The organism is Pseudomonas sp. GM48 (assembly GCF_000282335.1).
GTDB lineage: Bacteria > Pseudomonadota > Gammaproteobacteria > Pseudomonadales > Pseudomonadaceae > Aquipseudomonas.
In genome coordinates, this window is record NZ_AKJM01000040.1 from 115,224 (window position 1) to 141,723 (window position 26,500).

The window sequence follows — 26,500 nt, forward strand, 5'->3', positions numbered from 1 at the left end:
GACATTCGGAGCCTGACATGAACAAGCCACTCGATATGCTCGTTCCCCCGATTGCAGCGCCTGCGCCAAGCCGCCGCAACGTACTCAAAATCGGCGCGGCGATGGCCACACTGCCTGTGATCGCCTCGGCGCTATCCTTTGCCCAAGCAGCTGAGAAACAGACGATGACCGCAACAACAGAAGATCCATCCGATACCTTCATCAACGGTCTCGCCGATTTGATGGCGCACTCGACACGTACGCCGATTCTGCGCTGGCCGAACGAATACGGCATGGAGTATGAGGAAATCTTCTTCCCGGCAATGGATGGCGTGACCATTGAAGGCTGGTTCATTCCTGGTAAATCCAACCGTTTGGTGATCTGCAATCATCCGATGCCGTGCAACCGTTATGGTTACCCAGGGCACCTGGCACCCTGGACTGACTTCGGCGGCTTCGAGGTGAATTTCCTCCCGGAGTACAAGGCCTTGCATGATGCAGGCTACAACATCATTGCCTACGACCTGCGCAATCATGGTCGGAGCGGCACGGGCAGTGGCGGCGTCAACGGTCACGGGGTGCTGGAATACCGCGATGTGGTGGGTTCGCTGCGCTACGCCAAATCCCGACCGGATACAAAAAGCATGAAGACGGTGCTGTACAGCCGCTGCCTGGGTGCCAACGCCACCATTGTCGGGATCAAGAAGCACCCGAAAGAATTCAAACACGTCAAAGCGCTGGTGGCGCTGCAGCCGGTAACGCCAAGGGTGTTTGTGGAAACAGCGGTGGAGCGGCAAAAAATTGCTAATGGCATCGATCGCTTCGACGCCGCGCTGCATCGGCGCACCGGCTACCACCTGGCGGATGTCTGGCCCATGGAATATGCCAAAGCCGTGACCTTGCCGACCTTTGTCGCTCAAGTGCGCAATGACTTCCTGACCAGGCCTTCCAACGTTCAGGAGATCTTCGACACCCTGTCTTCCAAAGACAAAAAGCTGTACTGGATCGAAGGAACAGACCTTAGATTTCAGGGCTACAACTACTTTGGACAGCACCCCCAACTGATCCTAGATTGGTTCGATAAGCATACTGCCTGACGTTGATCGTCGACCCGGTACTGGCCGATCAAGTCGAACGCTCCCGTAAGGCCGACAGGGACGATGCACTGACCAAGATTGCCGTGTGTGAAGTGATGGGGTTGAGGGTCGCCGCCTGGAAAGGCAATGCCCTGGCGGTGTATTTACCCGATCGAACGTCTCTACTTGAGGCTATTGATCATTACGACATCGGGATGAGGGCACCGACAAGCCACGACTGGAAAATACGAATCGATGACCCTGAATTACAGCAGCAACTGCAGGCGGCGGGTGCTGCTCTGGATGATCGGCCGCACGTCGACTACATCTTTCATCGACTGTAGAGTGGCTTCATTGGATTAGGCATTAAGGCGATCTGAATTACTTTGTAATATCTGGCTGTGGCAAGCCGGCGCTACAAAACTCCGTTGAATCGTGCAAACAACAGCATCAATGAGGCAATCGGCGGATGCCGGAGCCGCCTCATACTGTGGCCATTCTGATCAACGAAGCAGGACCGTACTGGCTGCAGAACTGGGCGAGCTGAGTTTGCCCCGGCTGGCAGGCGCTGCCCCATGAATGCCTGTTTCGGGAAGCAAAAAACCTCCGTGGAGATTGCTCTGGCGGTCATGGTAGACATTGTTCGTGTCAGCAACGGTGTCGTTCGTGACCAGCTATAAACCTGGTGTTTTCAAGGAGACCACTGTGCAGCCTGCTACCAAAAGTCACCAAACTGCCAGCGACACAAGTCGTCTCGCCGGCGTCGTCAGTCAGATTGTGCGCAGCGATTGCGACCTGATCACCGCCATTCCCAGCCTGAGTCTGCATCGACGCAAATCTGCCACTGCGCCTGTGCACTGTATTTACGGGCTGGGGATTGGGGTGACCTTGCAAGGCTGCAAGCAGGTCATGGTGGGGGAGGAAGTGCTTAGTTACGCGCCCGGTCAGTCCATGGTTACCAGCGTTGACCTGCCGGTCATTTCACATGTGACCCAAGCGAGTGTCGCACAACCGTTTCTGGGCATGATGCTTACGTTCGATAGCGCCACGGTGATACAGCTCGCCGAGCGTATGCACTTGTCACAGCGCATGAAGGATGAAGGGTTCCGGCCAATCACCGTACAGGCGCTGGACGCTGCAGTGCTTGATGCACTGGAGCGTTTGGTCGGACTACTCAGCGAGCCTGAACTGCTTGAAACACTCGCGCCGCTGATCAAGGAAGAGATCATTGCTCGCCTGTTGAGCGGCGCTCACGGTTCGCAGTTGCTTCATGTCGTCGCCGCGGGTTCACCGAGCCAACACATCGCCAAGACGCTTGCCTGGCTGAAGCTTAATTTTCGCCATGCGCTACGCATGGACGACTTGGCGGCGAATGCACACATGAGTCCGTCTACCTTTCGCCAGCATTTTCGTACCGTCACGGGTATGAGTCCGTTGCAGTATCAGAAACAATTGCGGCTGCAAGCGGCTCGACAGTTGATGCTGAGTCAGAATGTCGACGCAAGCAGTGCGGGCGGATTGGTGGGCTATGAAAGCTCGTCGCAGTTCAGTCGCGAGTACAGCCGTCTGTTCGGAGAACCGCCGCAGAGGGACATAAAACGAATGCGCTTGCAGTGAATAAGTTACAGCTACCAATGGCGTATTGGTGTTGATGCGGAATTGCCCTACCTGCTGGGGCAAGACGGCCCCAACATGGATAGGTAGATACCCAGCACAGACGGCCGTAGCCTTGAAGGCTGCTTGGGTCAGCGTTTTATCGGCAGATGGGTCAATTCTTCATCAGCGCCTACAGCATCGCCCTCGCGCTTGCAAAAACTGCGTCTACACTCGGTCTTGCTGGCCCAGAAGGATCGACGGCTGCCATAGGTTTTCGTTGGGTCCTTTGAAAACTTTCTTTGAGACAAGGAGCAGTCATGACTACCCCAGACACACTTGTGCAAAGGCAAATCAGTCTTACACATGCTTTCGTGGTCAATAATGCGGCGCTGCATTCGCAGTCCTGGAAAAACATGCAGAACCCGAAGCCGAGCCAGGTTAAAGACAATATTCTTACGCGTCTCAAGGACTCGAAGGTAGGCGGCGGCTATGACGTAGCCTGGGGCCCCGCGCTGGTAATGGATGGCGAGTATGCGGCGCACATCACCGTGGTGCTGACCGGCGGAGGAAGCGGGAACGACATCGTCGTGGTGACGAGTGGGACACTCACGGATTCTTTGAAGGATCAGGTGGACGATCTCGATATTTTTCCAATGGTGCCGTTGCAGAGCGTAATCCCGGGCTGCCAGGGATCGGCGAGTATTGCCCAGGGAACGTCGGATGGTGTGAACGCGATACTGACCACAGCCTCTACTATCGATTCTCAGGGCACACTGTGCGATTTTCTTGGGACTAAGCAAATTGGAGCAAACATCCGTTTGGTTGGTCATAGCCTCGGCGGTGCGCTCATGTCAGTGCTCGCGCTTTATCTGAAAGACAAATTTCCGGGCTTTAACTTCTTCTGTGAAACCTTTGCTGCGCCCACGGCGGGAGATGGTTTTTTCGCCAGCTATTTCAATAAGCAAATGGCCGGTAATGCGCTGCGCATCTACAACACCCTGGATGTTGTTCCGATGGCGTGGTGCGCAACTTCTCTCGATTACTCCCTGACCCTTTATGATGATCCCATTGAAGAAAAAACGAGGAACACGGTTTGTTCCGGCATAGACAAGGTTGTGAATAACAACCTGAACTATACGCAATGGGGAATGGGCAGCGCGAACATGGAGCTGCGGCTCTGTGGGAAACCTCAATCCGACTGCACAGGCTACAAGTCTCAATCCGGCTATCAGCACGTCTATGAGTACATGACACTGTTGGGCCTGCAGCCCGCCGATATACCGATGCCGCCGTTCGGCAGCTAGTGGGGCAGTCTCGCCGTCCAGATGTTTGAGTTGCAGTTGCCGAGGTTTCCTTGGGGAAGTCGACGCAACTGCAATTCGCTTATCCGCAAGCAGATTGCGCTGTCGTAGCAGTTGGCCAAAACCCAATTCGACGAACATGGATCAACCTCCTGACGATGACATTTCATCCAGCGCAATGACGTCCAGCATCACGCCCGTGCGCCTCACCACCCGGACCTGTTGGCCCAGGTGCAGGGGCGAGCAGCTCTGAACTTGCCATTTTTCGCCCTGCAGTTGCACCCAGCCGCTCATCGGCAGACCCGGCAGCAGCCCCGTCACCGTGGCCAGGCTGCCGACCAAGCCCGCATCGCCGCTGACCAAGGCACGGCGTCTGGCCTTGAGCGCCATGCCGACCAGAGTCATCAGCAACAGGGCGCTGATTAGTGCCATGCCGATGATCAGCGTCAACGGAATGCCAAAGCCCGGTACATCGGTGTCCATCAAAATCACTGCGCCAACTACAAAAGCAACCACCCCACCGAAGCCGATTACACCGAAACTCGGTAGAAACGCCTCGGCGATCATGAAGGCGATCCCTAGCAGAATCAGTCCGACCCCGGCGTAATTCACGGGCAACAGTTGCAGGGCATACAGCCCCAGCAACAGGCAGATGCCACCTAGCACCCCACCAATGCTCGACCCAGGGTTCATGAACTCGAATATCAAGCCATAGACCCCGAGCATAATTAGCAGCAACGCCACGCTGGGGTTGGTGATCACCGCCAGCAGTTGTGTGCGCCAATCAGGCGCATGGTCGATGAGCGCAACCCCGGCGGTGCTCAGCCTGAACGTTTGACCGGAGACATTCAGGCTCTTGCCGTCCAATTGCTTGAGCAGGTCTGCCACGTCATTGGCCACATAATCGACCACCTTGAGTTTGAGCGCTTCGTGGGCCGACAGGCTGAGCGATTCACGTACCGCTTGTTCGGCCCAGTCGGCATTGCGTCCGCGTAGTTGCGCAAGGCCACGGATGTAAGCCGCCGCATCGTTGATCTGTTTTCGAGTCAAGGTGTCCTGCAACTCACGCGCAGAACTCTTGTCGGTGGTGGGTGGACTCGGCGGTTCGGGCGCGGTCCCGGGCAGGCCGCCGATCTGCACCGGTGTAGCAGCGCCCAGGTTGGTGCCCGGGGTCATCGCGGCAATGTGGCTGGCATACAAAATATAGGTGCCGGCGCTGGCCGCACGTGCGCCACTAGGGGCGACGAAACTTGCCACTGGCAAGGGACTGGCCAGAATCGCCTTAATAATTAAACGCATTGAGGTGTCCAGCCCGCCGGGGGTGTCGAGGCTGATGACCACCAACTGCGCGCCCTCGGTCACCGCACGCGCCAGGCCGCGCTCCACGTAGTCGGCACTGGCCGGACCAATAGCATCGTTGACGGTCAGTACCACGACACTGCCTGCAGCCGTCGTTGAACCCGTCGGTAACCCGATCAGTATTACTAGTAGGAGCAGGCGGCACCACCAGTGACTGTTCACGGAACCTCCCGGTTGCGGGTATGACAGCCTGCAACCCTCACTTAAAGCGTAGTTGAGTCAGTCATGGGCGATGCAGGCGCGGCGATTAGTCCGTTGCCTATACAGATAGGGGCGACTCTGAACATGTCGAACGACATAGAGGGACGGCCTTGGACTGAATTTCAATGTAACCTTATGTTTATAAAAGATTTTTTTAGCTTGATGGGGCTCTGTTACAAACTATCTGGGTCACCGAAAAACATCTGAATCCGCGAGCGCAACCAGCGCTCACCCGGATCATTATCCTGCGACCCTCGCCACGCCATGTGCAGTTCAAAGCTGCGCACCGGCAACGGCGGGTCTTCAGCCCGCACACCTCCCGCAGCAGTCAGTGCATCGGCGGTGTAGTCCGGCACGGTTGCGACGATGTCAGTGCCGGCCAGCAAGGTACTCAAGCCATTGAACTGCGGCACCGCGAGTACCACATGACGTTTGCGCCCGAGCTTTTCCAGTTCTTCATCTATGAAGCCGCTGAGGTCGCCAGCGAACGACACCAGTGCATGGGGGCGGGCGCAGTAATCATCCAGGCTCAACGGCCCCGGCACGGTGTCGGCGCGCAACAGTTTCGGCTGGCTGCGGCGCAATACTTTGCGCTTGGCATTCGCTGGCAGGTCTGTGGTGTAGCTGACGCCGATGGATATCTCGCCGGATGCCAGCAACCCCGGCATCAGGATGTAGTTCACCCGGCGTATCACCAGCACAATCCCCGGTGATTCGGCGCGCAGGCGCTTGAGCAGCATCGGCAGCAAGGCGAACTCGACGTCGTCCGACAGCCCGATACGAAACACCGCGGTGCTGGTAGCGGGGTCGAAATCGGCCGCGCGGCTGACCGCAGTGGAAATCGAATCCAGTGCCGGAGAGAGCAGGGCGAAAATCTCGATCGCCCGGGCGGACGGCTCCATGCTGCGGCCGGTGCGCACAAACAAAGGGTCATCGAACAACCCGCGCAGGCGCGAGAGCGCCGCACTGATGGCTGGCTGGCCGAGGAACAGTTTTTCCGCAGCACGGGTCACGCTGCGTTCGTGCATCAATGTTTCGAAAACGATCAACAGGTTCAGGTCGACACGACGCAGGTCATTACGATTCATCTGGAGTCCTGGCAGAGTCAGCAAACTTGACGTGGGCGGCCATATGAGAACAATGGCCAGCAGGAATATTACGGGGAAAGGCTGGTACTCTGCACCGAGTAATTCAGTTTTCCTACAAAAGCGGCTTCAGTTTCTTACGACATTTGACGATGTTGCCGCCGCTGCGGAATCAATGACAGGCATGTCGACTATTAATAGCCACTGATAGTGTTGGGTTGAAAGCCCAGCTAGAGTTCATGGCATTAGAGGTTTATTTGGCGAGGTTTGCGATGTCCCGCACGATCCGTTTTCACAAGTTTGGTCCAGCCGAGGTGCTCAAATGCGAAGAGCATGCGGCCGCTCTGCCTGCACCGGGTGAAGTGCAGGTGCGCGTCGAAGCCATTGGCATCAGCTGGTACGACACTCTCTGGCGCCAGAACCTGGCATCGTCCCGTGCCCAACTGCCTTCCGGCCTTGGCCAGGAAATGGCCGGTATCGTCACGGCTGTCGGTGAGGGTGTCGATGACCTGGCGATAGGTGACAAGGTCGCCAGTTTCCCGGCCCAAAGCCCGAACGACTATCCGGTCTACGGCGAACTGATTGTACTGCCGCGCTCGTCGCTGACCCGTTACCCGGATGTACTTAGCCCGATCGAAGCCAGCGTGCATTACACGCCGCTGTTGGTCGCCTATTTCGCTTATGCCGACCTGGCACGGGTCAAGCCCGGGCAATTCGCCCTGGTGACTGACGCGAGTCATTGCGCCGGACCTTCGTTCGTGCAACTGGGCAAGGCCTTGGGCGTTCGAGTGATTGCCGCAACCAAGTCAGCAGAAGAACGTGAGTATCTGCTGTCACTGGGCGCCGAAAAAGTCATCGTTACCGAGGAAGAAGATCTGCTCATGCGGATCAACAAAATCACAGACAACCGCGGCGTGGACGTGGTCTTCGATGGTTTGGGTGGCCCGCAGATGTCGCTGTTAGGTGATGTACTGGCGCCTCGCGGCAGCCTGGTGCTGTACGGCCTGCAAGGCGGCAACCAGACGCCATTCCCGGCTTGCGCTGCGTTCCAGAAGAACATTCAGTTCTTCGTGCACTGCATCGGCAACTTCACCGGCAAGCCGGAACTGGGCATCATCCAGGACCAGGTCGCACTGCAGCGTGCTTTACGCGACATCAACCAGTTGACCGCTGACCGCGTGCTGTTGCCGCTCAAGACTCGGGTCTTCCCGTTTGCCGAGGTTGTCGAGGCACACCGCTACATGGACGAATGCCCGTGTCGTGAACGGGTCGCGCTGCAGGTCGAACCGGCGTAACACTTACCCAAGAGCGCTCCCAAAAGTCCATCCAAGAGCCCACCCAAGAGTCCGTGCCCACACGGACTCTTTCGTTTCAGCCCTCGAAACCCGTCGACCCTCAGGCCAGTCCAGCAACTGAACTGGTTTTTGCTCGTAATCTGTAGCTTCTAATCAGCCACTAAGCCCTGATAATTGAATGATTACTTTCATCTCAAGGAATGAGTCATGGCTGGGTGTCAGGCTGGAACTTTTCAATGTGCGCCGTCGGTGCACCTCTCAAATTTAGTTCGTTGTTGTGTAGTTGCCAAAGACTCAGCGACAACTTTCTTCTTTATTTCTTGTATTAAGAGTCTGTGGGACTTTGTCGGACGTTTCCTAGGACTCCGGTTTAAATCGAGCAAACCCTTGCCCGCCGGGTGGTACAGCCTCGCCGTCGTGGTTAAACCGAGGGGGGGCAGCGCTCACTTCAAATGATTGTCTGAAAATTCTAGTGTTAGCATTTGGCAATAAAGTCCATGACTCCGTTCGTACAGACAGTCCAACGGGATTTGCTGTCTGCGCGATATTGAACTTACGAGTATCAGGTAAATAAAGATGACCAGCATCCATGACCAAGCGATGAACCATGTCTATCAACAAGTGCTGCAGCGATTGCTGGGTTATTTCTCGCGTGCCGAACGCACCGCATTGCAATTGTTGATCCAGCGTCTGGCGGTAGCGGCGGGGGGTATGGAGCATATTGGCGATTACAAGGTGTTGGCGATTCAGTCCGGTGCCCGTGACAACTGCTACACCCTGGCACTGTTGCGTGCCGCGCAGTTGACCATCGCCACCCGGGCGCCGGCGACATTCCAGTTGCGCATAGCCTCGTTGCGGCTGAACGGGGCAAGCTGCGCGACCGTGGAAAACATGCACCGGACCAACAGCGCACTGTTTGTCTATGACGATCCCCGGGTCGAGGTGTTGATGGTCGATGATCGGCAAGTCTTGCCGTTCAATCACCTGACGCCGATCTCCGACGCCGGCCGCGAGTCCAGCCGCCTGAACCTGTTGCTGATCGGCCATCGCCGGGAGTGGCGCGGCGGGTTTGACCTGTGGGATGACGGTTATCTGGCCACGGGGGAGTTCTACGGACAAATTGCCCGCTGGGACGGTGGTGTCGACGCTTTGCTCATCAGCGACACGCCGCGCCAGCAGAAACAATTCATCGACGGTTTGAAACGTGCCGCGACCAAGGCCGGGCTCAAACCTTCGCATGCGGGCGAAGCCGGTTTTGCAGGGTTGTTTGCGTTGCTCGATGAACTGGGCAGCGATTGTTATCAAGCGTTCTACACGGATTACGGCCAGGCCCGATGGCGTCCGCAAGAACGCTTTGAGGCCTGTCGCCGCGCGACCTGCATCGACATTCACGACCTGCTGGTCAGCAACCTGGAAGAGCGCTGGCCATTGCTGACTGAGTTTCTCGGGTTCCAGCCTGACGAACTGTCCGCGCAGATCAGTGACAACGAATTTGTCAGCCCATCGGTCTCGGCGCACGTCAGGGGGTTGCAAGCGTGCTTCGTGCAGGGCCGCAGCTACGAGGCCGGCGTTGCGCAATACCTGCAACGCGCCTTGGTGATGATGCGCCGCAAATGCTTGCCAGAGCGCTTGTGCGAGCAGGCCGTCGAGGTATTTGGCAACCCGGCGACACTGGCCGAACAGCGCGCCCGCGCGGCGGCCGAAGCGCAAAAGAACCTGGGCCTGAGCGAGGCACAACTGGTGTGCCTGCTTTTTTCGCCATTTATCGAACAGGGCGCGGGGCTTGAGCGTTTTCTGCGTCAGTGCCATCCGGGCATGCTGGTGGCCATGCCCGAACTGCACCGGGCCATGCAGGGGCATCCGGTCGCCGAACAGATCATGCAATGGATGATGGATGTCAGCGGATTGCCCGCGAGTCTGGTTGGCCAGCTCTATCGCATGGAGTGGGTGCCCGGAAGCGATAGCGGGGCGCCTGAAGCAGAGATCCAAAGGGCTGCGTTGCAAAACGGTGTGGACGACCCTGACACTGGCATCACGTGGGTGGATGAATGGTCGGCGGGTCACTGAACGTGGGTGGATTTGCAGGCAGTGCAGTCGGCCTTCACCCATGAAAGGTCCACGAGCAACGGATTTCGCGTATCAGGCGGTTTACCGATACCTGGCCAGCCTGATCAACGAGTCTGCAGGTGACTCGCGCATCCGCCTGCCGTCGTTGCGGCATCTGGCGGAGCGACTCAATGTGTCGATCTCAACCATCCAGTACGCCTATTCGCTGCTGGAGAAGGAAGGGCGCGTCTATTCGGTGGCCAAGTCCGGTTACTACGCATTGCCCGTGTCTTCAATCAGCCTGCAGGACAGCGGCAGTGATCTGCTGGAAGCCGTCTACGTCAATGCCAGGCGTCCGGGGATGCTGGTCTTGAGCGCCGATGAACCGGCCTTGTTACAGCCGCTCGACAGTCCTTTGTTGCTGCTGGAGCGGGAGTTGCTGCGCCAGTATCCCCGCCAGCCGCAGGCGCCTTCGCAACCTTGCGGCGAACTCGAACTGCGCGCCGCCCTGGCAGCACGCTATACCACTTCTCCGCTGCGTTACTGGCATGCCGATGATGTCTACATCGGCGCCGACCTTCGTGGTGTACTGGAAATCCTGATTGCCGTGCTGGGCTTGAAAGACGCCACCGTGGTGGTTGAATCGCCGTGCGACTGGACGATCCTGCGTTTGTTACAAACCGCCTGCGTACGGGTGATTGAATTACCGGTGCAAGCCGATGGCTGCCTGGATCCGGAACGGCTCAAAGTGCTGCTGGATACCGAACCGGTGCGGCTGGTGATGCTTTCATCAGCCCTGAACATGCCCCGTGGCAGCCTGGCGCCCGATGAAAACCGGCAAGCCATTGCCCGGCTTTTGGCTACGCACGAGAGTTGGGTGCTGGAAAACGACTGTTATGGCGAACTCGTATTCGACTTGGGCAGCGTGCGGTTTCGAGACTTGCTGGCCCCGGAACGGCTGATGGTGTTTTCCACGTTCGAGAAAGCCATCGGTGCGGAAGCGCCCTATGGTTATCTGCTTTCAAGGCACTTGAGCGCTGAGCTGCAACGGCACTTTCTGCTGCGCTCATTCCGTCTCTCGCCGATTCGCCAGAAAGCCATCGCCCGGTTGTACAGCAGCGGTCGCATCGATCAGCACCTGCTGGTGCTGCGTCGGTTACTCAAGGAACGCAAGAGTCAAATGATCCTGTTGTTGCAGGAGCGATTGGGCGATGCCTTGCATTTTGTCGAGCCTGAAGGCGGCGCAACGATCTGGGTGCGCTCCTTGCGTCGGGTCAATGTACGTCGTGTATTCCAGCGCCTGCTGGCGCATCAAGTGGTTATCGCACCGGGAGAACTGTTCAGCCTCCACGGCCTGCACGGGCAGCATTTGCGCCTGAGTCATACGTTTGGCGGTGATCACAATCTGGCTGCCGCACTGGGCCTGTTAGGGGATGCGCTGCGCCTTGAATCAATCGAGTGACTCAGGCAAAAAATAACATCCTGCACTCTGTTGGATCGATCCCATCGCCTTGCGGTCAAACTGCCAGTAAACTGCGACCCAATTCCTGAACCACTCTATTCCAGAGGTTTTGCATGACACTCAGTCCTTTTGCGGGTAAACCGGCACCGGCAGAATTGTTGGTCGACATCCCGCGACTGGTAACGGCCTATTACACCGGCCAGCCTGATGCCGCCATTTCGACCCAGCGCGTTGCCTTTGGCACGTCCGGGCACCGGGGCAGCTCGTTCGACTTGAGTTTCAACGAATGGCATGTGCTGGCGATCAGCCAGGCCATCTGCCTGTATCGCGAAGCTCAAGGCATCGATGGCCCGCTGTTTGTCGGCATCGATACCCACGCGCTGTCCACACCGGCCGGCGCCAGCGCCCTCGAAGTGCTGGCGGCCAATGGCGTGACCGTGATGATCGCCGAAGGTGACGAATACACGCCGACGCCGGCCATTTCCCATGCGATCCTCTGCTACAACCGCGGGCGCACTTCGGGCCTGGCGGACGGCATCGTCATCACACCGTCCCACAACCCGCCGCAAAGCGGTGGCTACAAGTACAACCCAACCAACGGTGGTCCGGCCGATACCCACATCACCAAGTGGATCGAAGCCAAGGCCAACGAGCTGCTCGCCAATAAGCTCGCCGGGGTCAAGCGCATTAGCTATGAGCAGGCACTGAAGGCCAGCACGACCCATCGTCACGATTACCTCAACACCTATGTTGCCGACCTGATCAACGTGATCGACTTCGATGCCATTCGAGAGGCCAAGTTGCGCCTGGGTGTTGACCCACTGGGTGGAGCAGGGGTGCGCTACTGGTCGGCGATTGCCGAGCATTACCGCCTGGACCTGGATGTGGTGAACAAAGAGGTCGACTCGACCTTCCGCTTCATGACCGTCGACTGGGACGGCCAGATCCGCATGGACCCATCGTCCAGCCACGCCATGCAAGGCCTGATCGGCCTGAAACAGCGTTTCGACGTGGCGTTTGCCTGCGATCCCGATCACGATCGTCATGGCATCGTCACGCCGTCCGGCGGTTTGCTGGCGCCGAACAACTACCTCGCCGTTGCCATCGACTACCTGTTCCAGAATCGTCCGCAATGGCGCGCCGATGCCGCCGTGGGTAAAACCGTGGTCAGCAGCGGCTTGATCGATCGTGTGGCCAAGCGCCTGGGTCGTCGTCTGTACGAAGTGCCGGTTGGCTTCAAGTGGTTTGCCGATGGTCTGTTCGATGGTTCGCTGGGTTTCGGCGGTGAAGAAAGCGCTGGTGCGTCGTTCCTGCGCAAGGACGGCGGTGTCTGGTGCACCGACAAGGACGGTTTGATTCCGGCCCTGCTGGCCGCTGAGATGACTGCCCGTACCGGTCGCGACCCGAGCCAGGCGTATCGTGCCTTGACCGATGAACTGGGTGAGCCGTTCTCGGTACGGGTCGACGCCAAGGCCAACCCGGAACAGAAAGCACTGTTGAGCAAGCTGTCGCCGCAACAGGTCACTTCTACCGAACTGGCCGGCGAGCCGATCCAGAGCATCCTCAGCCACGCACCGGGCAACGACCAGGCCATTGGCGGTCTCAAAGTCATGACTGAAAACGGCTGGTTCGCGGCGCGTCCGTCGGGCACGGAAGACATCTACAAGATCTACGCCGAAAGCTTTGTCAGCGACGACCACCTCAAGCAACTGGTGGCCGAGGCGCAAACGCTGGTGGATGGCGCCATTTCCGCGAAGTAAACACACAACCCTGTGGGAGCGGGCTTGCTCGCGAAGGCGATGTTTCAGTCAACATTGATGTTGAAGCTGATACCGCTTTCGCGAGCAAGCCCGCTCCCACAATGGGTTCGGTGCAGCAATAAAAAAGGGGCGACCAATACGGTCGCCCCTTTTTTTTGCAATGGCGTTCAGCGGATCACGCCAGGTCCACCAGAACGATCTCGCTGTCCTCGATGGCCGTTACGCGCAGCACCTGCTCATCGGCCACCGCTACACCATCTCGAGCTTGTGCACGCAAGCCATTGACTTCAATGGCCCCGGTGGCCGGAACCAGGTATGCACGACGGCCGTTGTCCAAATGGTATTCGGCAGACTCGCCAGCCTTCAGGTTGGCCGCTACCAGCCTGGCATCGGCGCGAATACGCAGGCTCTGATCGTCGCCTTCCTTGCCGCTGGCCAGGGTGACAAAACCTTCGCGCTCGCCTTTCGGGAACGGCTTGGCGCCCCAGGACGGGGCCAGACCGGATTCATTCGGGATGATCCAGATCTGGAAAATCCTGGTCGGTGCAGCTTCCAGGTTGTACTCGCTGTGGGCGATCCCGGTACCGGCACTCATGACCTGGACGTCACCGGCTTCGGTGCGGCCCTTGTTGCCAAGGTTGTCCTGGTGGGTAATGGCGCCTTCGCGGACATAGGTGATGATTTCCATGTCCCGGTGCGGGTGTTGCGGGAAACCGGTGCCGGGAGCGATCACGTCGTCATTCCAGACCCGCAGGTTGCCCCAGTTCATACGCTTGGGATCGTAGTATTCGGCGAACGAAAAATGGTGATGAGCATCCAGCCAGCCGTGATGAGCGCCACCGAGCGAGTTGAAAGGTCTGAGTTCAAGCATGATCGTCTCCAGAAAAGGTTCGTCATGGGGCGAGGCGCCTGGGCCACGAAGCGAGACCGGTGAGTGATGACAGCCATCATCCAGCAGGCAACAATCGATAAAAAGCGTAAAAAATGCAGCATTCCAATCGAATAGATTGATATAAAACCACCTCGAAATTTTCTCATCCAACCTTCACTTCATCGCATAAGCCAATGAGTCATAAGCAATTCACTAGAACTCGACGGCAAATGCAGACACCATAGCGCTCAACAGCCTCACACCCTGGAGTCAGTCCGCGTGCCGCAACACACCCCCGATCTTCCTCCTGAACTTCGCCCCCTGGCCGAGATGCCGCTGATCAAGCGACTGCTCGCCCGATTCTTCGGTTACAGCCTGACCCGCCTGCATGCCCAGCATCGTGCGTCGTGGTTGCATGGCCAGGCCGACGGTTTTCGCAGCGGTCACAGCGCCGGGGTCGATTACGGCTACAAGGAAGGCAAGCTCGAAGGGCTGGAGGAAGGTCGACAGGTCCTGCTGATCCGCGACTCGCGCTCCACTGAACACCGGCCACCGAATGTCGATGACCTGCTGTTCGACGATTGGCGCCTGCCATTGAGCGCCGAGTTGAAGAGGCGCATGAAGGCCGATGTCGCCCGGTTGCTGCCGGCCCATGCCCAACCCAGCGCCGCACAGTGGAAAATGATCTTCAGCGATACGCCGTCCACCTCGGTGATCGCGGGGGCCGGTGCAGGCAAATCGACCACGCTGGTGCTGCGTATCTTGCTGCTGACCCATTACCTGGGCTTCGAGCTGAGTTCGATGACAGTGGTAACCTTCACCCGCGAGTCGCGCAAGGACTTCATCAATAAGCTGATCGAACTGTTTGCGCTCTGGGGGCGCGTTATCAGCTTCAAGGAGGCGCGTGATCTGGTGCGCACCTTTCACTCGCGGATCCTGCCGATGGTGCGCAGCCTACCGGGTTTCGAGCGTTTACAGGCTTTCGAAAACCTCAGCCTGCGGGCTGCACAGGGTGATGAGGAGGTCGACAGCAATCCATTCGATCTGCGGATCAACGATGCTCAACGCCAACAACTCAACGCCTGCTATCACCGTCTGCACCGTGACGATGAGCGTTTTCGCGAGCTGATCAAGCCATTGTCCCGCCATGCCTTGCAACTCAAGGAACTGGAGCGGGATCACCCGGATGTGCAGAAACGCATCGGCGTTACCGAACTGGCCGCCAAGCGCGATGAAGAATTGTGCGACGCCATTGAAGACCTGTGGATTCGTGCCGGTGCCTGGCCCATCAAGGGTATCGAACCGAATCGCCAATCGTTTGATATCAACGGTTCGAAATTCCATTGTCACGGCTATATTCCGTCCCTGGACGCCTGGGTGGTGCTGGGCTTCGATCCTCGGGAAAACCCGCAGGTGGCACGTCCAAACGCCAAACTGACAGTGCGCGCAGAGTGGGCAGTAAAGCGCACCCTGTTTCAAGCTTTCTGTCGTAAGCCATTGATATGGCTGGATAGTTACGAATTGTCAAAGCGTGTTTTGGCCTCGCTCGCCGGCGATGCCAGCGCCGGGCCGGGCTTCGATTACAAGGTCAAGGGCGAACTCGCTTCCGCGCCATTGCTCGATTGTTTTGTCGCCGCCGCCGGGTTTATCGAAAACCTCGGGCTGGATGTGCCGAGTGCCGTGGGACAGATGAGTTTTGCCAAGGACGATCCCGACCGGTTTTTCTTCGAGGCCCTGAGCCTTTACTGGCGGGCGCTGGAAGATCATTTGCTCGATCAGAAACCGCCGATCATGACCTACAACCGGATGTTCGCCCTGTTCAGCGAGCATTCGCCGGAGAACCTCAAGCTGCTTAGTGATGAGCTGCTGCGGCCGCTGTCGCACCTGATGATCGACGAATTCCAGGATGTCTCGCCGCAAATCGTCTCGTGGATCAGGGCCAGCCTGGCCGAGATCCGCAGTCGCGGACCGGCCATGCACGTCGGACGCGGCGCCCAGCGTTCCTCGTTACTTTGCGTGGGGGATGACTGGCAATCCATCTATGGTTGGCGCGGCAGTTCGCCGACCTACTTCATGGAGTTCAACAAGGAGTTCCCGTCGCCGAGCACCACCAAGGTCATGCTTAGTGACAACTATCGCAGCCACCAGCACATCATCGATGCTGCCGAACACATCGTGCGGGCCGCACCGGCGATTGCCGGGAAGAAAGCCAAGGCCAGCGGAGAGCCTAAGGCATTGCTGCCGGTTAACGTCCTCGATCGTGATGACCAAGGCATGGCCCAACGCCTGATGGAGCATTACCGAAAGGGCGATTCGATCTTGATGCTGTATCGAAAAAGTAGCGATAAGTTATTGATAGAAGAACATATTCAGTCTGTAGTTAATGTTGATTCGAGCTTGCCGTATGAAGCTCGCAGGCTCAAGCAACTGACGTATCACAGTGCCAAGGGCCTCCAGGCCGATGCGGTATTTCTACTGGGCGACTGCCAGCACCTGACCAGTTCGCCTTACAAGAATCAGGTTTACCGGATGGCGGGCCTGGGCAAGGCAGGTGACAGCGAACCCTACGACAATGCCCAGAAGGACGAGATCCTGCGGCTGGCGTACGTGGGTATTACCCGCGCCGTCAGCCATTGCTACTGGTATGTCGACGCGCAAGACACCCAGGCTGCGAACATGCCCAAGGCCTCCGACCGGATCGGCAAGGGCAAGGCGTTTTTTGTCGATCATCGTAAAAGCCAAACCACGACCTGATTTTGTAGGAGCGAGCTTGCTCGCGATGGACTCAAGAGCGCCGCGTTCAGCCAGTAAATACGCGTTATCGTTAACGACCATCGCGAGCAAGCTCGCTCCTACAGGGGGGGCAGCCTTCAGGCATAACTCTTGATGGCCTCCGGTGGAATGAAGGCTTCAAGTTCATCTTCCACCGCTTCGATTATTCGTTCTACATCCGCGGCATTCATGATGTTGGCGCATGGAATACCGGCAATGGCGATCATGGTCTCGCCAGTGGCACGATCAAACAGACGGGCAATCATGCTGCCCGGTGCGTCCATGCTCGCCTCGAACCCCATGGGATGAAAATGCCAGCGCATCAGCTGGCAGGCGTTTGGAAACGTGACCTTACTGAACCCTATATTCATGTGTTACCCGCCTTCATCTTCGAGCGCTTCCTTTAGCTCATGGTAGGAGGGAAGAACCTTCGTTGGTTCAACCAGTGACAGTGTTTAAAAGTAGCAGCCGGATGTGAAAAGAGTGTGGATTTTTCAGGCCGTTTGGCGATTGCCGGCATTGTTTTGATTCAGCTCACTCTTATCTGCAATTTGCGGGCAAAAGCCACCATCTGTTTAGTCGTTGAAGACAAAGCGGAAGTTGGGCAAGCTCGGTTTTTTCCCGTCGAGATTTTCAATGCACGCCGATGATGATGGCCCGCTGCAAACCCAGGCCACGGGCGAGACGGTCATGCGCTATCACTTGCGCTGGAAGCACCGGGATCTGGATGGCGTCATGGCGCTCTATCACCCTGAAGTGCAGTACAACGATTTTTTCCAGAACCGGGTCATGGGCCTGGCCGAATTGCGCGACTACGTGCGCAGCAGCATGCCCCGGGATCCGGATGAAGCGCTGGAGCACTCCGACCGCATTCGACTGGACGGCAACACGGCGTTCATTCAGTACCGCATCACACTGCGTGGCGGTGAAGGACTGGTGTCGTTCCGTGCCAGCGAAGCGATTACCGTCAAGGACGGGCTGATCTGGCGGGTCAACGAATACGCTTCATTGGTGCATGAGCAACCCGCCAGCAAAGCCTCCGGCAACCAGCGCCCGGCGGTCAGCCGGCTCGGATTGTCACCACGCCAATTGAGCTTCATGGCCGATGACCTGCAACAGTATTTCCAGGGTCAGCAGCCTTATCTTGACCCGGAACTCGACCTGCAACGGGTGGCGAAGGAGTGTGGCTACAGCCGCAATCAGATTTCCTATCTGTTGAACCAGGTGTTGGGGCAGAGCTTCTACCGCTACGTCAACCAGGCGCGCCTGCAGCATTTGCTCGCCGCGCTGGATGCCGCCACACCGCCACTGCGTATCGATGAACTGGCGTTCGCTGCCGGATTCAATTCGCTGTCGGCGTTTTACAGCTGTTTCCGTCAGCACACCGGCCAGTCACCCAAGGCCTACGTCAAACAAATTTCTTTGCGTGCACGCGCGCAAGACAGCCCCTGAGCCCACGCACTAGGATCGACGTCATCGAAGTTTGAGTGGCGGAGTCTTGCATGCCGGCGTGGCGCACTATCAGTTTGTGGATGGACCAGCTCGACGAGCCTTTGTTGGCGCGTCCGGCGCTGGAGCGGGACCTGGATGTCGACGTGGCGATCATCGGCGCGGGCTACACCGGTCTCTGGACCGCGTACTACCTGAAGCAGCAGAAACCTGACCTCAACATCGCGATTGTCGAAGCACAAACCGCCGGTTTCGGCGCGTCGGGTCGCAACGGCGGCTGGCTGATGGGCAACTTGCTGGGTGAAGATCGTCTGCTGGCCAATCTGCCAGTGGAAGAGCGCCGCGCCTCCTACGATTTGTTGCACAGCATTCCGGAAGAAGTGGAAATTGTCCTCGAACGTGAGGGCATCGACTGCGATTACCGCAAAGGCGGGGTACTGTATTGCGCCGCACGCTACCCGGAGCAGGAGGCCAGCCTTCGTCACTATCTGGACGATCTCCACCGCCAGGGCCTTAACGACAGCCACTATCGCTGGCTGAACCCGGAACAACTGGCGCAACAGATCCGGGTCGCCAAACCCTATGGCGGTATCTACGCGCCACACGTGGCGACCATCCATCCGGCCAAACTGGTACGCGGGCTGGCCCGGGCGGTTGAGCGCCTGGGGGTCAAAATCTACGAAAACAGCCCGGTCACCCATTGGCAGTCCGGCAACCTGCGGACGGCGCAAGCGTCGGTGCGCAGTCGCTGGGTGGTGCCGGCGGTAGAAGGCTACTCCGTCACTTTGCCGCCATTGGGGCGGTATCAGATGCCGGTGCAGAGCTTGATCGTCGCAACCGAGCCATTGTCTGCCGCCACCTGGGACGAAATTGGCCTGAGTCGCGGCCAGGCGTTCAGCGAGGCCAGTCGCCAGGTCACCTACGGTCAGCGCACCGCTGACAACCGCTTGATCTTTGGCGCCCGTGGCGGGTACCGGTTCGCCGGCAAGCTACGCCACGACTTCGACCTGACCACTGACGAAAAACAGCTGCGGCGCTATCTGTTTGGCGAGTTGTTCCCGCAATTGAAAAACGTGCAGATCACCCATTCCTGGGGCGGCAACCTGGGCATGTCCCGGCATTTCAAGCCACACATGCTCTGCGATCGGGCCAACGGTATTGCCTTGTCTGGCGGTTATGGCGGGGAGGGCGTTGGCGCCAGCAACCTGGGAGGGCGGACGCTGGCCGACCTGATCCTGGGGCGCGACACCAACCTGGTACGCCAACCGTGGGTCATCCCCGAGCGTGGTCTTGACGCGCTCAGGGCCTGGGAGCCGGAGCCCATCCGCTGGCTCGGCTACAACGCGATCATCCGCAGCTTCGTCCATGAGGACCAGACCCTGGCCAACCCGACGACTGCGCCCTGGCGGCGCAAGCTTGCCAGCGGGGTCGCCGGTTTCATGGAAGGTTTCATGCACTGAACGACGCGCTCTTCATCTACAGGCTACATCGACAGGTATTCCCATGAGCATCACGCAATTCAAGAACACCGCAACCCTGAAACTGGAAGAGTCCAATCCGGTCGCCGTGCCGTTGGGCACACCCGTGGCCGTGGCTTCGACCACCAGCGTCGAACGCGACGACGGCGTCGAGACCGGCGTCTGGGAATGCACACCCGGGCGCTGGCGGCGGCAGATCGTCGCCCAGGAATTCTGTCACTTCATCCAGGGCCGCTGCACCTTCACCCCGGACGGCGGTGAGCCCCTGCACATTGAAGCCGGCGACGCACTGATGTTGCCGGCCAACAGCCTCGGCATCTGGGATATCCAGGAAACCGTGCGCAAGACCTACGTGTTGATTTTTTGAACGATTAAAAAAATTAAAAGCTGATCCCTTTGATTGCCTGCCAACAAAAATAACCCATACAGGAATCGACTCATGATCCGAAAGACACTGACCCTGGCTCCGCTGATGCTCGTGGCATCGATCAGTCAGGCGGCCGACACCGTCAAAATCTACAACTGGTCGGATTACATCGCGCCGGACACCACGAAAAACTTCCAGAAAGAAACCGGCATCGCCTTCACCTATGACGTTTATGACAGCAACGAGACCCTCGATGGCAAGTTGATGACCGGCAAATCCGGGTACGACGTCGTGTTCCCGTCCAACCACTTCATGGCCCGGCAAATCGAAGGCGGCGCACTGAAGAAACTCGACAAGAGTCAGTTGCCGAACTGGAAGAATCTCAACCCTGTACTGCTCAAGGCGTTGCAGACCAACGACCCGGGCAACGAGCACGGCTTCCCGTACCTGTGGGGCAGCACAGGCATCGGCTACAACATTGCCAAGGTCAAAGCGGTACTGGGCGACAGCGCGCCGGTGGATTCCTGGGACCTGATCTTCAAGCCCGAGAACATGCAGAAATTGCAGAAGTGCGGCGTGGCCATCCTCGACAACGGCCCCGAACTGCTGCCGGCCGCGTTGAACTACCTCGGTTTGCCGCCTCACAGCAAGAACCCGGAAGACTACAAAAAGGCCGAAGCCCTGCTGTTGAAAGTGCGGCCGTATGTCAGCTATTTCCACTCGTCCAAGTACACCAGTGACCTGGCCAACGGCGATATCTGCGTCGCGGTCGGTTTCTCCGGCGACATCCTGCAAGCGGAAAACCGCGCCAGGGAGGCCAACAACGGCATCGACATCGGCTACTCGATTCCCAAGGAAGGTGCAGCGATCTGGTTCGACATGGTCGCAATGCCGGCCGATGCCCCGGATGAAAAGGCTGGTTATGCCTTCATGGACTACCTGCTGCGCCCGGACGTCATGGCCAGTGTCAGCAACTACGTGCATTACGCCAATGGCAACGAGAAGGCCGACAGCCTGATCGACCCGGCGATCAAGAACGACACCAAGGTTTACCCAAGTCCGGAAATGATGGGCAAGCTGTTTGCCCTGGAAGCCATGCCATTGAACATCGACCGGGTGCGTACCCGGGTCTGGAACAAGATTCGCACCGGCAGCTAAAGCCGTGAGCGGCCATCGGGACAGGACGTCCCGATGCCAGGGTCATCAACCGACCGGCTCGGCTGTGCAACTCATCTTTCCTGAGCCGGGTATCTGCAAAAATACGTCATCGCCGATTTGCCAGAAGCTGTAGTTGCCTTTGTAATCCTTGCCCGTGTACTGGGTTCCGTAATTATTCGGCACCTGGTTCAGGGCTATGGAAGTGTTCGCCCATTTCAGGAACACAACCCCCGGTTCGACCGTAAAGTACGTGGCGGCAACCAGCGGGCTGAGTCCTGCGCAATGGAAGGCAACGGGGCCTTCGGTGCGTCTGCTCGGGTCCTTGGTTCTGGCAATGGCCGATCCCTGGCGCAGTTGATGCGCACGCTCGGCATAACTGCGAATGACGCAGGGCTTGGCTTGCGGGCCGCTGTCACACTGGTTGCGGGCGTCGATCCAGAACTGTTGATCAATCTCGACTTTATCCGGGCGCGGCACCGAATGTTCATCCGTGAGCGCCAGCAGATAAAGGCGATTGAGTTCGAGGTCCATCTGCGCCAGTTGGGCGTCATGACAGATGAGCTTTTCGGCGGATGCCTGGGGCGAGGCGCAATCGAAACTGGTTTTGTAAGTTGGCAAGGGCTTTGGTTTTGCCTTTGCCTTTGTGGCGGCGTCACACACGCTCGCAGTCATGCACGCGCTGACGGCGAGCAGAGAGGCAAGAAGTGGCGTGACCATTTTCATTTCGGCGTCACCTGAATCTTTACGTGATGCCCGTATTGCAACGCATCGTGTCGAAGCGTTGCACAGTCATTCGGTCGCACGGGGTCTATCGAGTGTAAAGCAGTGCTCGAAACCTGCCACATCGTGCCAGGAGAAACGTTAGTCTTCCTCACGAATCGTCGCCACGTCATTGGCCCTGACTTTGACCTTCGCACCCGCAATGTCCTCAAACTCAAAGAACCCGTCGCTGGTTTTGGTTTTCGGCATGTCTTTGGTCAGGTATTGAGTGCCGTTCTGCAGCGTCACCACCGTTGGCGTCGAGCAACCGGCCAGCGTCAGCAGGGCCGCTACCGCCATGGGCAAGCCCAAAGTCTTGATGTCCATAATCACCTCCCGTACGTTCTGAAGCAGCGCCATCAGTTCGATGGCTATTGCTGCATCTCCATGGCGGTTGGTGTCGCCGGGGGGCAGAAAGTTCTACTGCCCGGGAAAAATTCCCTACAGCGCCATTTATCCTTTTCCCATTGCACCGGGCAGGGCGGAACTGGTATCTGTACGCATAACCAGTACTCGCTCGCCATGGCCCATTTCCCTGTGACTGCAACCCCCCTCGACGATCCGTTCTATTACCTGAACAACTTCATGCAAGTGCTTGATTGGCTTGAACAGCGCTCTGCCGATGTGTTGAGCGTCGACGAGCAGCGTTTCATTCATGACTTCAAGCTGTTGCCCCGTGAATCAAAGGCACTGCTGGTCAGAATGGTCATGCGCAAAGGCGTTCATTTCAGGGCGAGCAAACTGCATTACGACGAAATCGGCGATATCGGCAGCGCCGCCAGCCCGCTGTTACAGCTCGGCTGGGTCGATGAGCGAATGCCGTTGGCGGTCGAAGCGCTGTTCGAACTGCTGCTCAAGGGCGAAATCCTCCAGACCTTTGGCCCTGCCATCGATCAACCCAAAGGCAAGAAAGCCGATTGGTTGCCAGCGCTGTGCGAGCAATTTCCCCAGGTACAAAGCTTCAACGACTGGTGCCCGTCGCTGGACGACCGCCTGTTTAGCCTGACCATCATGCAATTGTGCGATCGCCTGCGCCTGATGTTCTTCGGCAACCTGTACCAGGACTGGTCGGAGTTTGTGCTGGCCGACCTTGGTATCTACACCTACGAAAAAGTCGAATTCAGCACCGAGTCCCGTGGCCTGCGCAGCCGCGAAGACGTGGATGCCTGCGTCCTCCTGCACGCGTACCAGCAACAATTCGAGGCCGGTGAAGCGCTGGAAGAGGTGGCCGAGCGGATCATGGGGCTGGCGCTGGATAATCCGTGGTTGCAACGGCGGCGCGGCAAACTGCTGTTCCAGATGGCCCAGTATTGCGAACGCATCGCGGATTTCTCCATGGCCCTTGACCTCTACCGCGAATGCGCCTATCCCGGCGCGCGTTCGCGGCTGATTCGCGTGCTGGAACGCAGCGGTCAGTTTGAACTGGCCCTGGACCTGGCCGTGCGGGCTGAACAAGCACCGGAGAGCGCCGCCGAACACCAGCAACTGCTCCGTGTGCTGCCTCGACTGCGGCGCAAACTCGGCGGGCCGCCCATCAAGCGGGCAGCGCCTCGGGAAATGCAGCGTCTGGACCTGCAATTGCCGAGGACAGACCCGACGTTATCGGTGGAATCTTACGTCCAGGCGCATCTGGCTAAGGATTCGGCACCGGTGCACTACGTCGAAAACAGCCTGGTCAATTCACTGTTTGGACTGCTGTGTTGGCCAGCGATTTTCGCACCTTTACCGGGTGCCTTTTTTCACCCGTTCCAGCGCGGACCGGTGGATTTGCTCAGCGAAGACTTCCATGGACGCCGGGCCGAACTGTTCCAGGCATGCCTGGCCGAACTCGACGACGGGCGCTACCGGCAGACCATCCGCGAACGTTATGCCGCCAAGTGGGGCGTGCAGTCACCGTTCGTGTTCTGGAGCGTGCTCAGCGAAGAGTTGCTGGAGCAAGCCCTGGACTGTCTCCCGGCCGAGCACCTTAAACACTGGTTCAACCGCCTCTTGCTCGACATCAAGGCCAATCGCGCCGGCATGCCGGACCTGATCCAGTTCTGGCCCCGGCAAAAGACCTACCGCATGATTGAAGTCAAAGGCCCGGGCGATCGCCTGCAGGACAACCAGTTGCGCTGGCTGGAATTCTGTCATGAGCACCAGATGCCGATCGCCGTGTGCTACGTGCAATGGGCGGAGCAGGAGGTTTGAGCTACAGCATTGCGGTTCGGGCGCTGTGTGAGTTCACCGCCAAGGCCGGCGACCTCGACCTGCGTTTCACGCCGTCGCCGACCGCGCTGGAGGGTATTGTCGGGCACCGTACGGTGGCGTCGCGGCGCAGCGAAGGCTACCAAAGCGAAGTTGCCCTGGAAGGCCAGTATCAAACATTGACGGTCAAGGGCAGGGCGGATGGCTATGACCCCGGGCAAAACTGCCTGGAAGAGGTCAAGACCTACCGCGGTGACTTGAGCAAGCAACCAGCCAACCACCGCCAGTTGCATTGGGCCCAGGCCAAAATCTACGGCTGGTTGATGTGTCGGAAACTGGAACTGGCACAGATCAATCTGGCCTTGGTGTATTTCGACATCGTCAGCGAAAAGGAAACCTGCCTGGTCGAGCCTTTCGACGCTACCGAGCTGCAACAATTCTTCGAACGGCATTGCGCGTGCTTCCTGCAATGGGCCGAGCAGGAAGTCGCCCATCGTGAAGGGCGCAATCTGGCGGCGCAACGCCTGGTCTTCCCCCACACCGAATTTCGTCCGGGGCAGCGCCATCTGGCCGAGTCGGTGTTCAAGGCCGTGAGCACGGGGCGCTGCCTGATGGCCCAGGCGCCAACGGGAATCGGCAAGACCCTAGGCACCTTGTTCCCCATGCTCAAGGCCCTGGCGCCGCAACAACTGGACAAAGTGTTCTTCCTTACGGCGAAAACCCCGGGACGCAAACTGGCACTGGACGCCGCGCAAGTGATTCTTGCCAGCGCCGATGCGCCGCCGTTGCGAGTACTGGAGATGATCGCCCGGGACAAGGCCTGTGAACATCCGGACAAAGCCTGCCACGGCGAGTCGTGCCCGCTGGCCCGGGGTTTCTACGATCGTTTGCCCGCCGCACGGCAGGCGGCCAGTCAACTGAGCCTGTTGAACCAGAGCACTTTGCGCGAGGTTGCCCTGGCGCACGATGTCTGCCCTTACTACCTGAGCCAGGAAATGGCGCGTTGGGCCGACGTGGTGGTTGCCGACTACAACTATTATTTCGATTTCAGCGCGTTGCTGTTCGGTCTGGCCCAGGCCAACCACTGGAAAGTCGCGGTGTTGGTCGACGAAGCCCATAACCTGGTGGAACGGGGGCGGCAGATGTACAGCGCCAGCCTCGATCAAGCGACCTTCAACAGCGTGCGCAAAACTGCACCTGAGGCGCTGAAAAAGCCCATGCAGCGTGTGAATCGCGAGTGGAACGCGGTACACAGTCCGCAAACCGGTGCCTATCAGGCCTATGACAAGGCGCCGGAAAAGTTGCTTCAGGCGCTGTCATCGTGCAGCGCCAGCATCGGAGACTACCTGAACGATCATCCTCAAGGACTGGACAGTGCACTGCAGGGTTTTTACTTCGACATGTTGCATTTTTGTCGGGTGGCCGAACTGTTCGATGAGCAGTTCCTGTTCGACATCAGCAAGCGCGACCTGGAGCGCAAGCGCAACCTCTCGCAGCTATGCCTGCGCAACGTGGTACCCGCCGGGTTCATTCGTCCGCGCCTGAGCGCTGCGCGCAGCACGGTGCTGTTTTCCGCGACCCTCAGCCCCCGGCACTATTACGCCGATTTGCTGGGAACACCGGCAGATACGGTGTGCATCGACGTCGAGTCACCGTTTCACGCCGATCAACTGCAAGTGCACATCGTCAACCAGATCTCCACCCGGTTCGTGCATCGCCAGGCCTCTCTCGAACCGATTGTGGACTTGATTGCCAGACAGTTCTGCGCACGCCCCGGCAATTACCTGGCGTTTTTCAGCAGCTTCGATTATTTGCAGCAGGTGGCGCAGTTACTGGCCGAGAAACATCCGCACATCAAACGATGGTCGCAGTCCCGAGGTATGGACGAAGCGCAACGCCAGCAGTTTCTCGATCAGTTCCACGCCGACGGCCAGGGTGTTGGATTTGCCGTGCTGGGCGGTGCTTTCGGTGAAGGGATCGATTTGCCCGGTGCCCGGTTGATCGGCGCATTTATTGCCACCCTGGGGCTGGCGCAACTCAACCCGGTGAACGAACAAATGAAGCGGCGCATGGCCGCCATTTTTGGCGCCGGTTATGACTACACCTACCTGTTTCCCGGTGTGCAGAAAGTGGTGCAGGCCGCTGGACGGGTGATCCGTACGCAACAGGATCAAGGGGTGGTGATGTTGATCGACGACCGTTTTGGCGAGAGCAAGGTCAAGCAGTTGCTGCCGCGTTGGTGGGCCATTGCTCCGAGGTTTTTTCTTCCTGGCGAGTAGGAATTTATACTTTAAAAAAC

At 58.3% G+C, this 26,500-nt stretch carries 21 protein-coding genes; 15 read left to right on the plus strand and 6 right to left on the minus strand.

What is annotated here, in order from left to right:
* Positions 1-17 precede the first annotated feature (17 nt).
* From PMI28_RS22330 to PMI28_RS22320, 4 genes are all read left to right on the plus strand, one after another.
* On the plus strand, positions 18-1,076 hold the full coding sequence (locus tag PMI28_RS22330; RefSeq protein ID WP_007983756.1) for an alpha/beta hydrolase family protein: 1,059 nt from the start codon (positions 18-20) through the stop codon (positions 1,074-1,076).
* Positions 1,077-1,078: 2 nt separating this feature from the next.
* A complete protein-coding gene (locus PMI28_RS0128335; protein ID WP_177318953.1) occupies positions 1,079-1,399 on the plus strand; it encodes a hypothetical protein in 321 nt (106 codons plus the stop codon).
* A gap of 361 nt (positions 1,400-1,760) precedes the next feature.
* Positions 1,761-2,672, plus strand: coding sequence for an AraC family transcriptional regulator (locus PMI28_RS22325; protein WP_007983758.1), 912 nt, complete (start codon positions 1,761-1,763; stop codon positions 2,670-2,672).
* 296 nt (positions 2,673-2,968) lie between these two features.
* Entirely contained in the window at positions 2,969-3,955 is a 987-nt protein-coding gene (locus tag PMI28_RS22320) for a lipase family protein (RefSeq protein ID WP_007983759.1), read from the plus strand.
* Between the two features lie 141 nt (positions 3,956-4,096).
* Here the strand turns inward: PMI28_RS22320 and PMI28_RS22315 are convergent, their stop codons facing one another.
* Together PMI28_RS22315 and PMI28_RS22310 are read right to left on the minus strand one after the other, a co-directional pair.
* On the minus strand, positions 4,097-5,473 hold the full coding sequence (locus PMI28_RS22315; RefSeq protein ID WP_007983760.1) for an NfeD family protein: 1,377 nt from the start codon (positions 5,471-5,473) through the stop codon (positions 4,097-4,099).
* 212 nt (positions 5,474-5,685) lie between these two features.
* Positions 5,686-6,600, minus strand: a complete 915-nt coding sequence (locus PMI28_RS22310) for a LysR family transcriptional regulator (RefSeq protein ID WP_007983761.1) — start codon at positions 6,598-6,600, stop codon at positions 5,686-5,688.
* A gap of 269 nt (positions 6,601-6,869) precedes the next feature.
* Here PMI28_RS22310 and PMI28_RS22305 point away from each other — a divergent pair, with 269 nt between their 5' ends.
* The 4 genes from PMI28_RS22305 to pgm all read left to right on the plus strand — a co-directional run bounded on the left by PMI28_RS22305 (position 6,870) and on the right by pgm (position 13,160).
* Positions 6,870-7,892, plus strand: a complete 1,023-nt coding sequence (locus PMI28_RS22305) for a zinc-dependent alcohol dehydrogenase family protein (RefSeq protein ID WP_007983762.1) — start codon at positions 6,870-6,872, stop codon at positions 7,890-7,892.
* A gap of 576 nt (positions 7,893-8,468) precedes the next feature.
* Positions 8,469-9,959 (plus strand): hypothetical protein, encoded by a 1,491-nt coding sequence (locus PMI28_RS22300; RefSeq protein ID WP_007983763.1) that lies wholly within the window; start codon positions 8,469-8,471, stop codon positions 9,957-9,959.
* Between the two features lie 40 nt (positions 9,960-9,999).
* The gene (locus tag PMI28_RS22295; protein ID WP_007983764.1) at positions 10,000-11,400 is read left to right on the plus strand and encodes an aminotransferase-like domain-containing protein; all 1,401 of its coding nucleotides are present in this window, start codon (positions 10,000-10,002) and stop codon (positions 11,398-11,400) included.
* A gap of 113 nt (positions 11,401-11,513) precedes the next feature.
* Positions 11,514-13,160, plus strand: a complete 1,647-nt coding sequence (pgm, locus tag PMI28_RS22290; protein ID WP_007983765.1) for a phosphoglucomutase (alpha-D-glucose-1,6-bisphosphate-dependent) — start codon at positions 11,514-11,516, stop codon at positions 13,158-13,160.
* Between the two features lie 175 nt (positions 13,161-13,335).
* Here the strand turns inward: pgm and PMI28_RS22285 are convergent, their stop codons facing one another.
* Positions 13,336-14,031 (minus strand): pirin family protein, encoded by a 696-nt coding sequence (locus PMI28_RS22285; protein ID WP_007983766.1) that lies wholly within the window; start codon positions 14,029-14,031, stop codon positions 13,336-13,338.
* A 279-nt stretch (positions 14,032-14,310) separates the two neighbouring features.
* Between PMI28_RS22285 and PMI28_RS22280 the strand changes: the two genes are divergently transcribed.
* On the plus strand, positions 14,311-16,785 hold the full coding sequence (locus PMI28_RS22280; RefSeq protein ID WP_007983767.1) for a UvrD-helicase domain-containing protein: 2,475 nt from the start codon (positions 14,311-14,313) through the stop codon (positions 16,783-16,785).
* A 116-nt stretch (positions 16,786-16,901) separates the two neighbouring features.
* Here PMI28_RS22280 and PMI28_RS22275 read toward each other — a convergent pair whose 3' ends face one another.
* The gene (locus tag PMI28_RS22275; protein ID WP_007983769.1) at positions 16,902-17,174 is read right to left on the minus strand and encodes a DUF1652 domain-containing protein; all 273 of its coding nucleotides are present in this window, start codon (positions 17,172-17,174) and stop codon (positions 16,902-16,904) included.
* A gap of 265 nt (positions 17,175-17,439) precedes the next feature.
* Here PMI28_RS22275 and PMI28_RS22270 point away from each other — a divergent pair, with 265 nt between their 5' ends.
* The 4 genes from PMI28_RS22270 to PMI28_RS22255 all read left to right on the plus strand — a co-directional run bounded on the left by PMI28_RS22270 (position 17,440) and on the right by PMI28_RS22255 (position 21,255).
* Positions 17,440-18,255 (plus strand): helix-turn-helix transcriptional regulator, encoded by an 816-nt coding sequence (locus tag PMI28_RS22270; RefSeq protein WP_007983770.1) that lies wholly within the window; start codon positions 17,440-17,442, stop codon positions 18,253-18,255.
* A 50-nt stretch (positions 18,256-18,305) separates the two neighbouring features.
* Positions 18,306-19,712, plus strand: a complete 1,407-nt coding sequence (locus tag PMI28_RS22265) for an NAD(P)/FAD-dependent oxidoreductase (RefSeq protein WP_007983772.1) — start codon at positions 18,306-18,308, stop codon at positions 19,710-19,712.
* 43 nt (positions 19,713-19,755) lie between these two features.
* Positions 19,756-20,097, plus strand: coding sequence for a cupin domain-containing protein (locus PMI28_RS22260; protein ID WP_007983773.1), 342 nt, complete (start codon positions 19,756-19,758; stop codon positions 20,095-20,097).
* Positions 20,098-20,169: 72 nt separating this feature from the next.
* Positions 20,170-21,255: a polyamine ABC transporter substrate-binding protein gene (locus PMI28_RS22255; protein WP_007983774.1), complete on the plus strand. Its 1,086-nt coding sequence runs from the start codon at positions 20,170-20,172 to the stop codon at positions 21,253-21,255.
* Positions 21,256-21,300: 45 nt separating this feature from the next.
* Here the strand turns inward: PMI28_RS22255 and PMI28_RS22250 are convergent, their stop codons facing one another.
* A complete protein-coding gene (locus PMI28_RS22250) occupies positions 21,301-21,978 on the minus strand; it encodes a lysozyme inhibitor LprI family protein (RefSeq protein WP_007983775.1) in 678 nt (225 codons plus the stop codon).
* 138 nt (positions 21,979-22,116) lie between these two features.
* The gene (locus tag PMI28_RS22245; RefSeq protein ID WP_007983777.1) at positions 22,117-22,341 is read right to left on the minus strand and encodes a YgdI/YgdR family lipoprotein; all 225 of its coding nucleotides are present in this window, start codon (positions 22,339-22,341) and stop codon (positions 22,117-22,119) included.
* 195 nt (positions 22,342-22,536) lie between these two features.
* Here PMI28_RS22245 and PMI28_RS22240 point away from each other — a divergent pair, with 195 nt between their 5' ends.
* A complete protein-coding gene (locus PMI28_RS22240; protein ID WP_007983779.1) occupies positions 22,537-24,204 on the plus strand; it encodes a VRR-NUC domain-containing protein in 1,668 nt (555 codons plus the stop codon).
* Positions 24,201-26,480, plus strand: coding sequence for an ATP-dependent DNA helicase (locus PMI28_RS22235; RefSeq protein ID WP_007983781.1), 2,280 nt, complete (start codon positions 24,201-24,203; stop codon positions 26,478-26,480). The genes PMI28_RS22240 and PMI28_RS22235 overlap by 4 nt, the downstream gene beginning before the upstream one ends.
* Positions 26,481-26,500 lie beyond the last annotated feature (20 nt).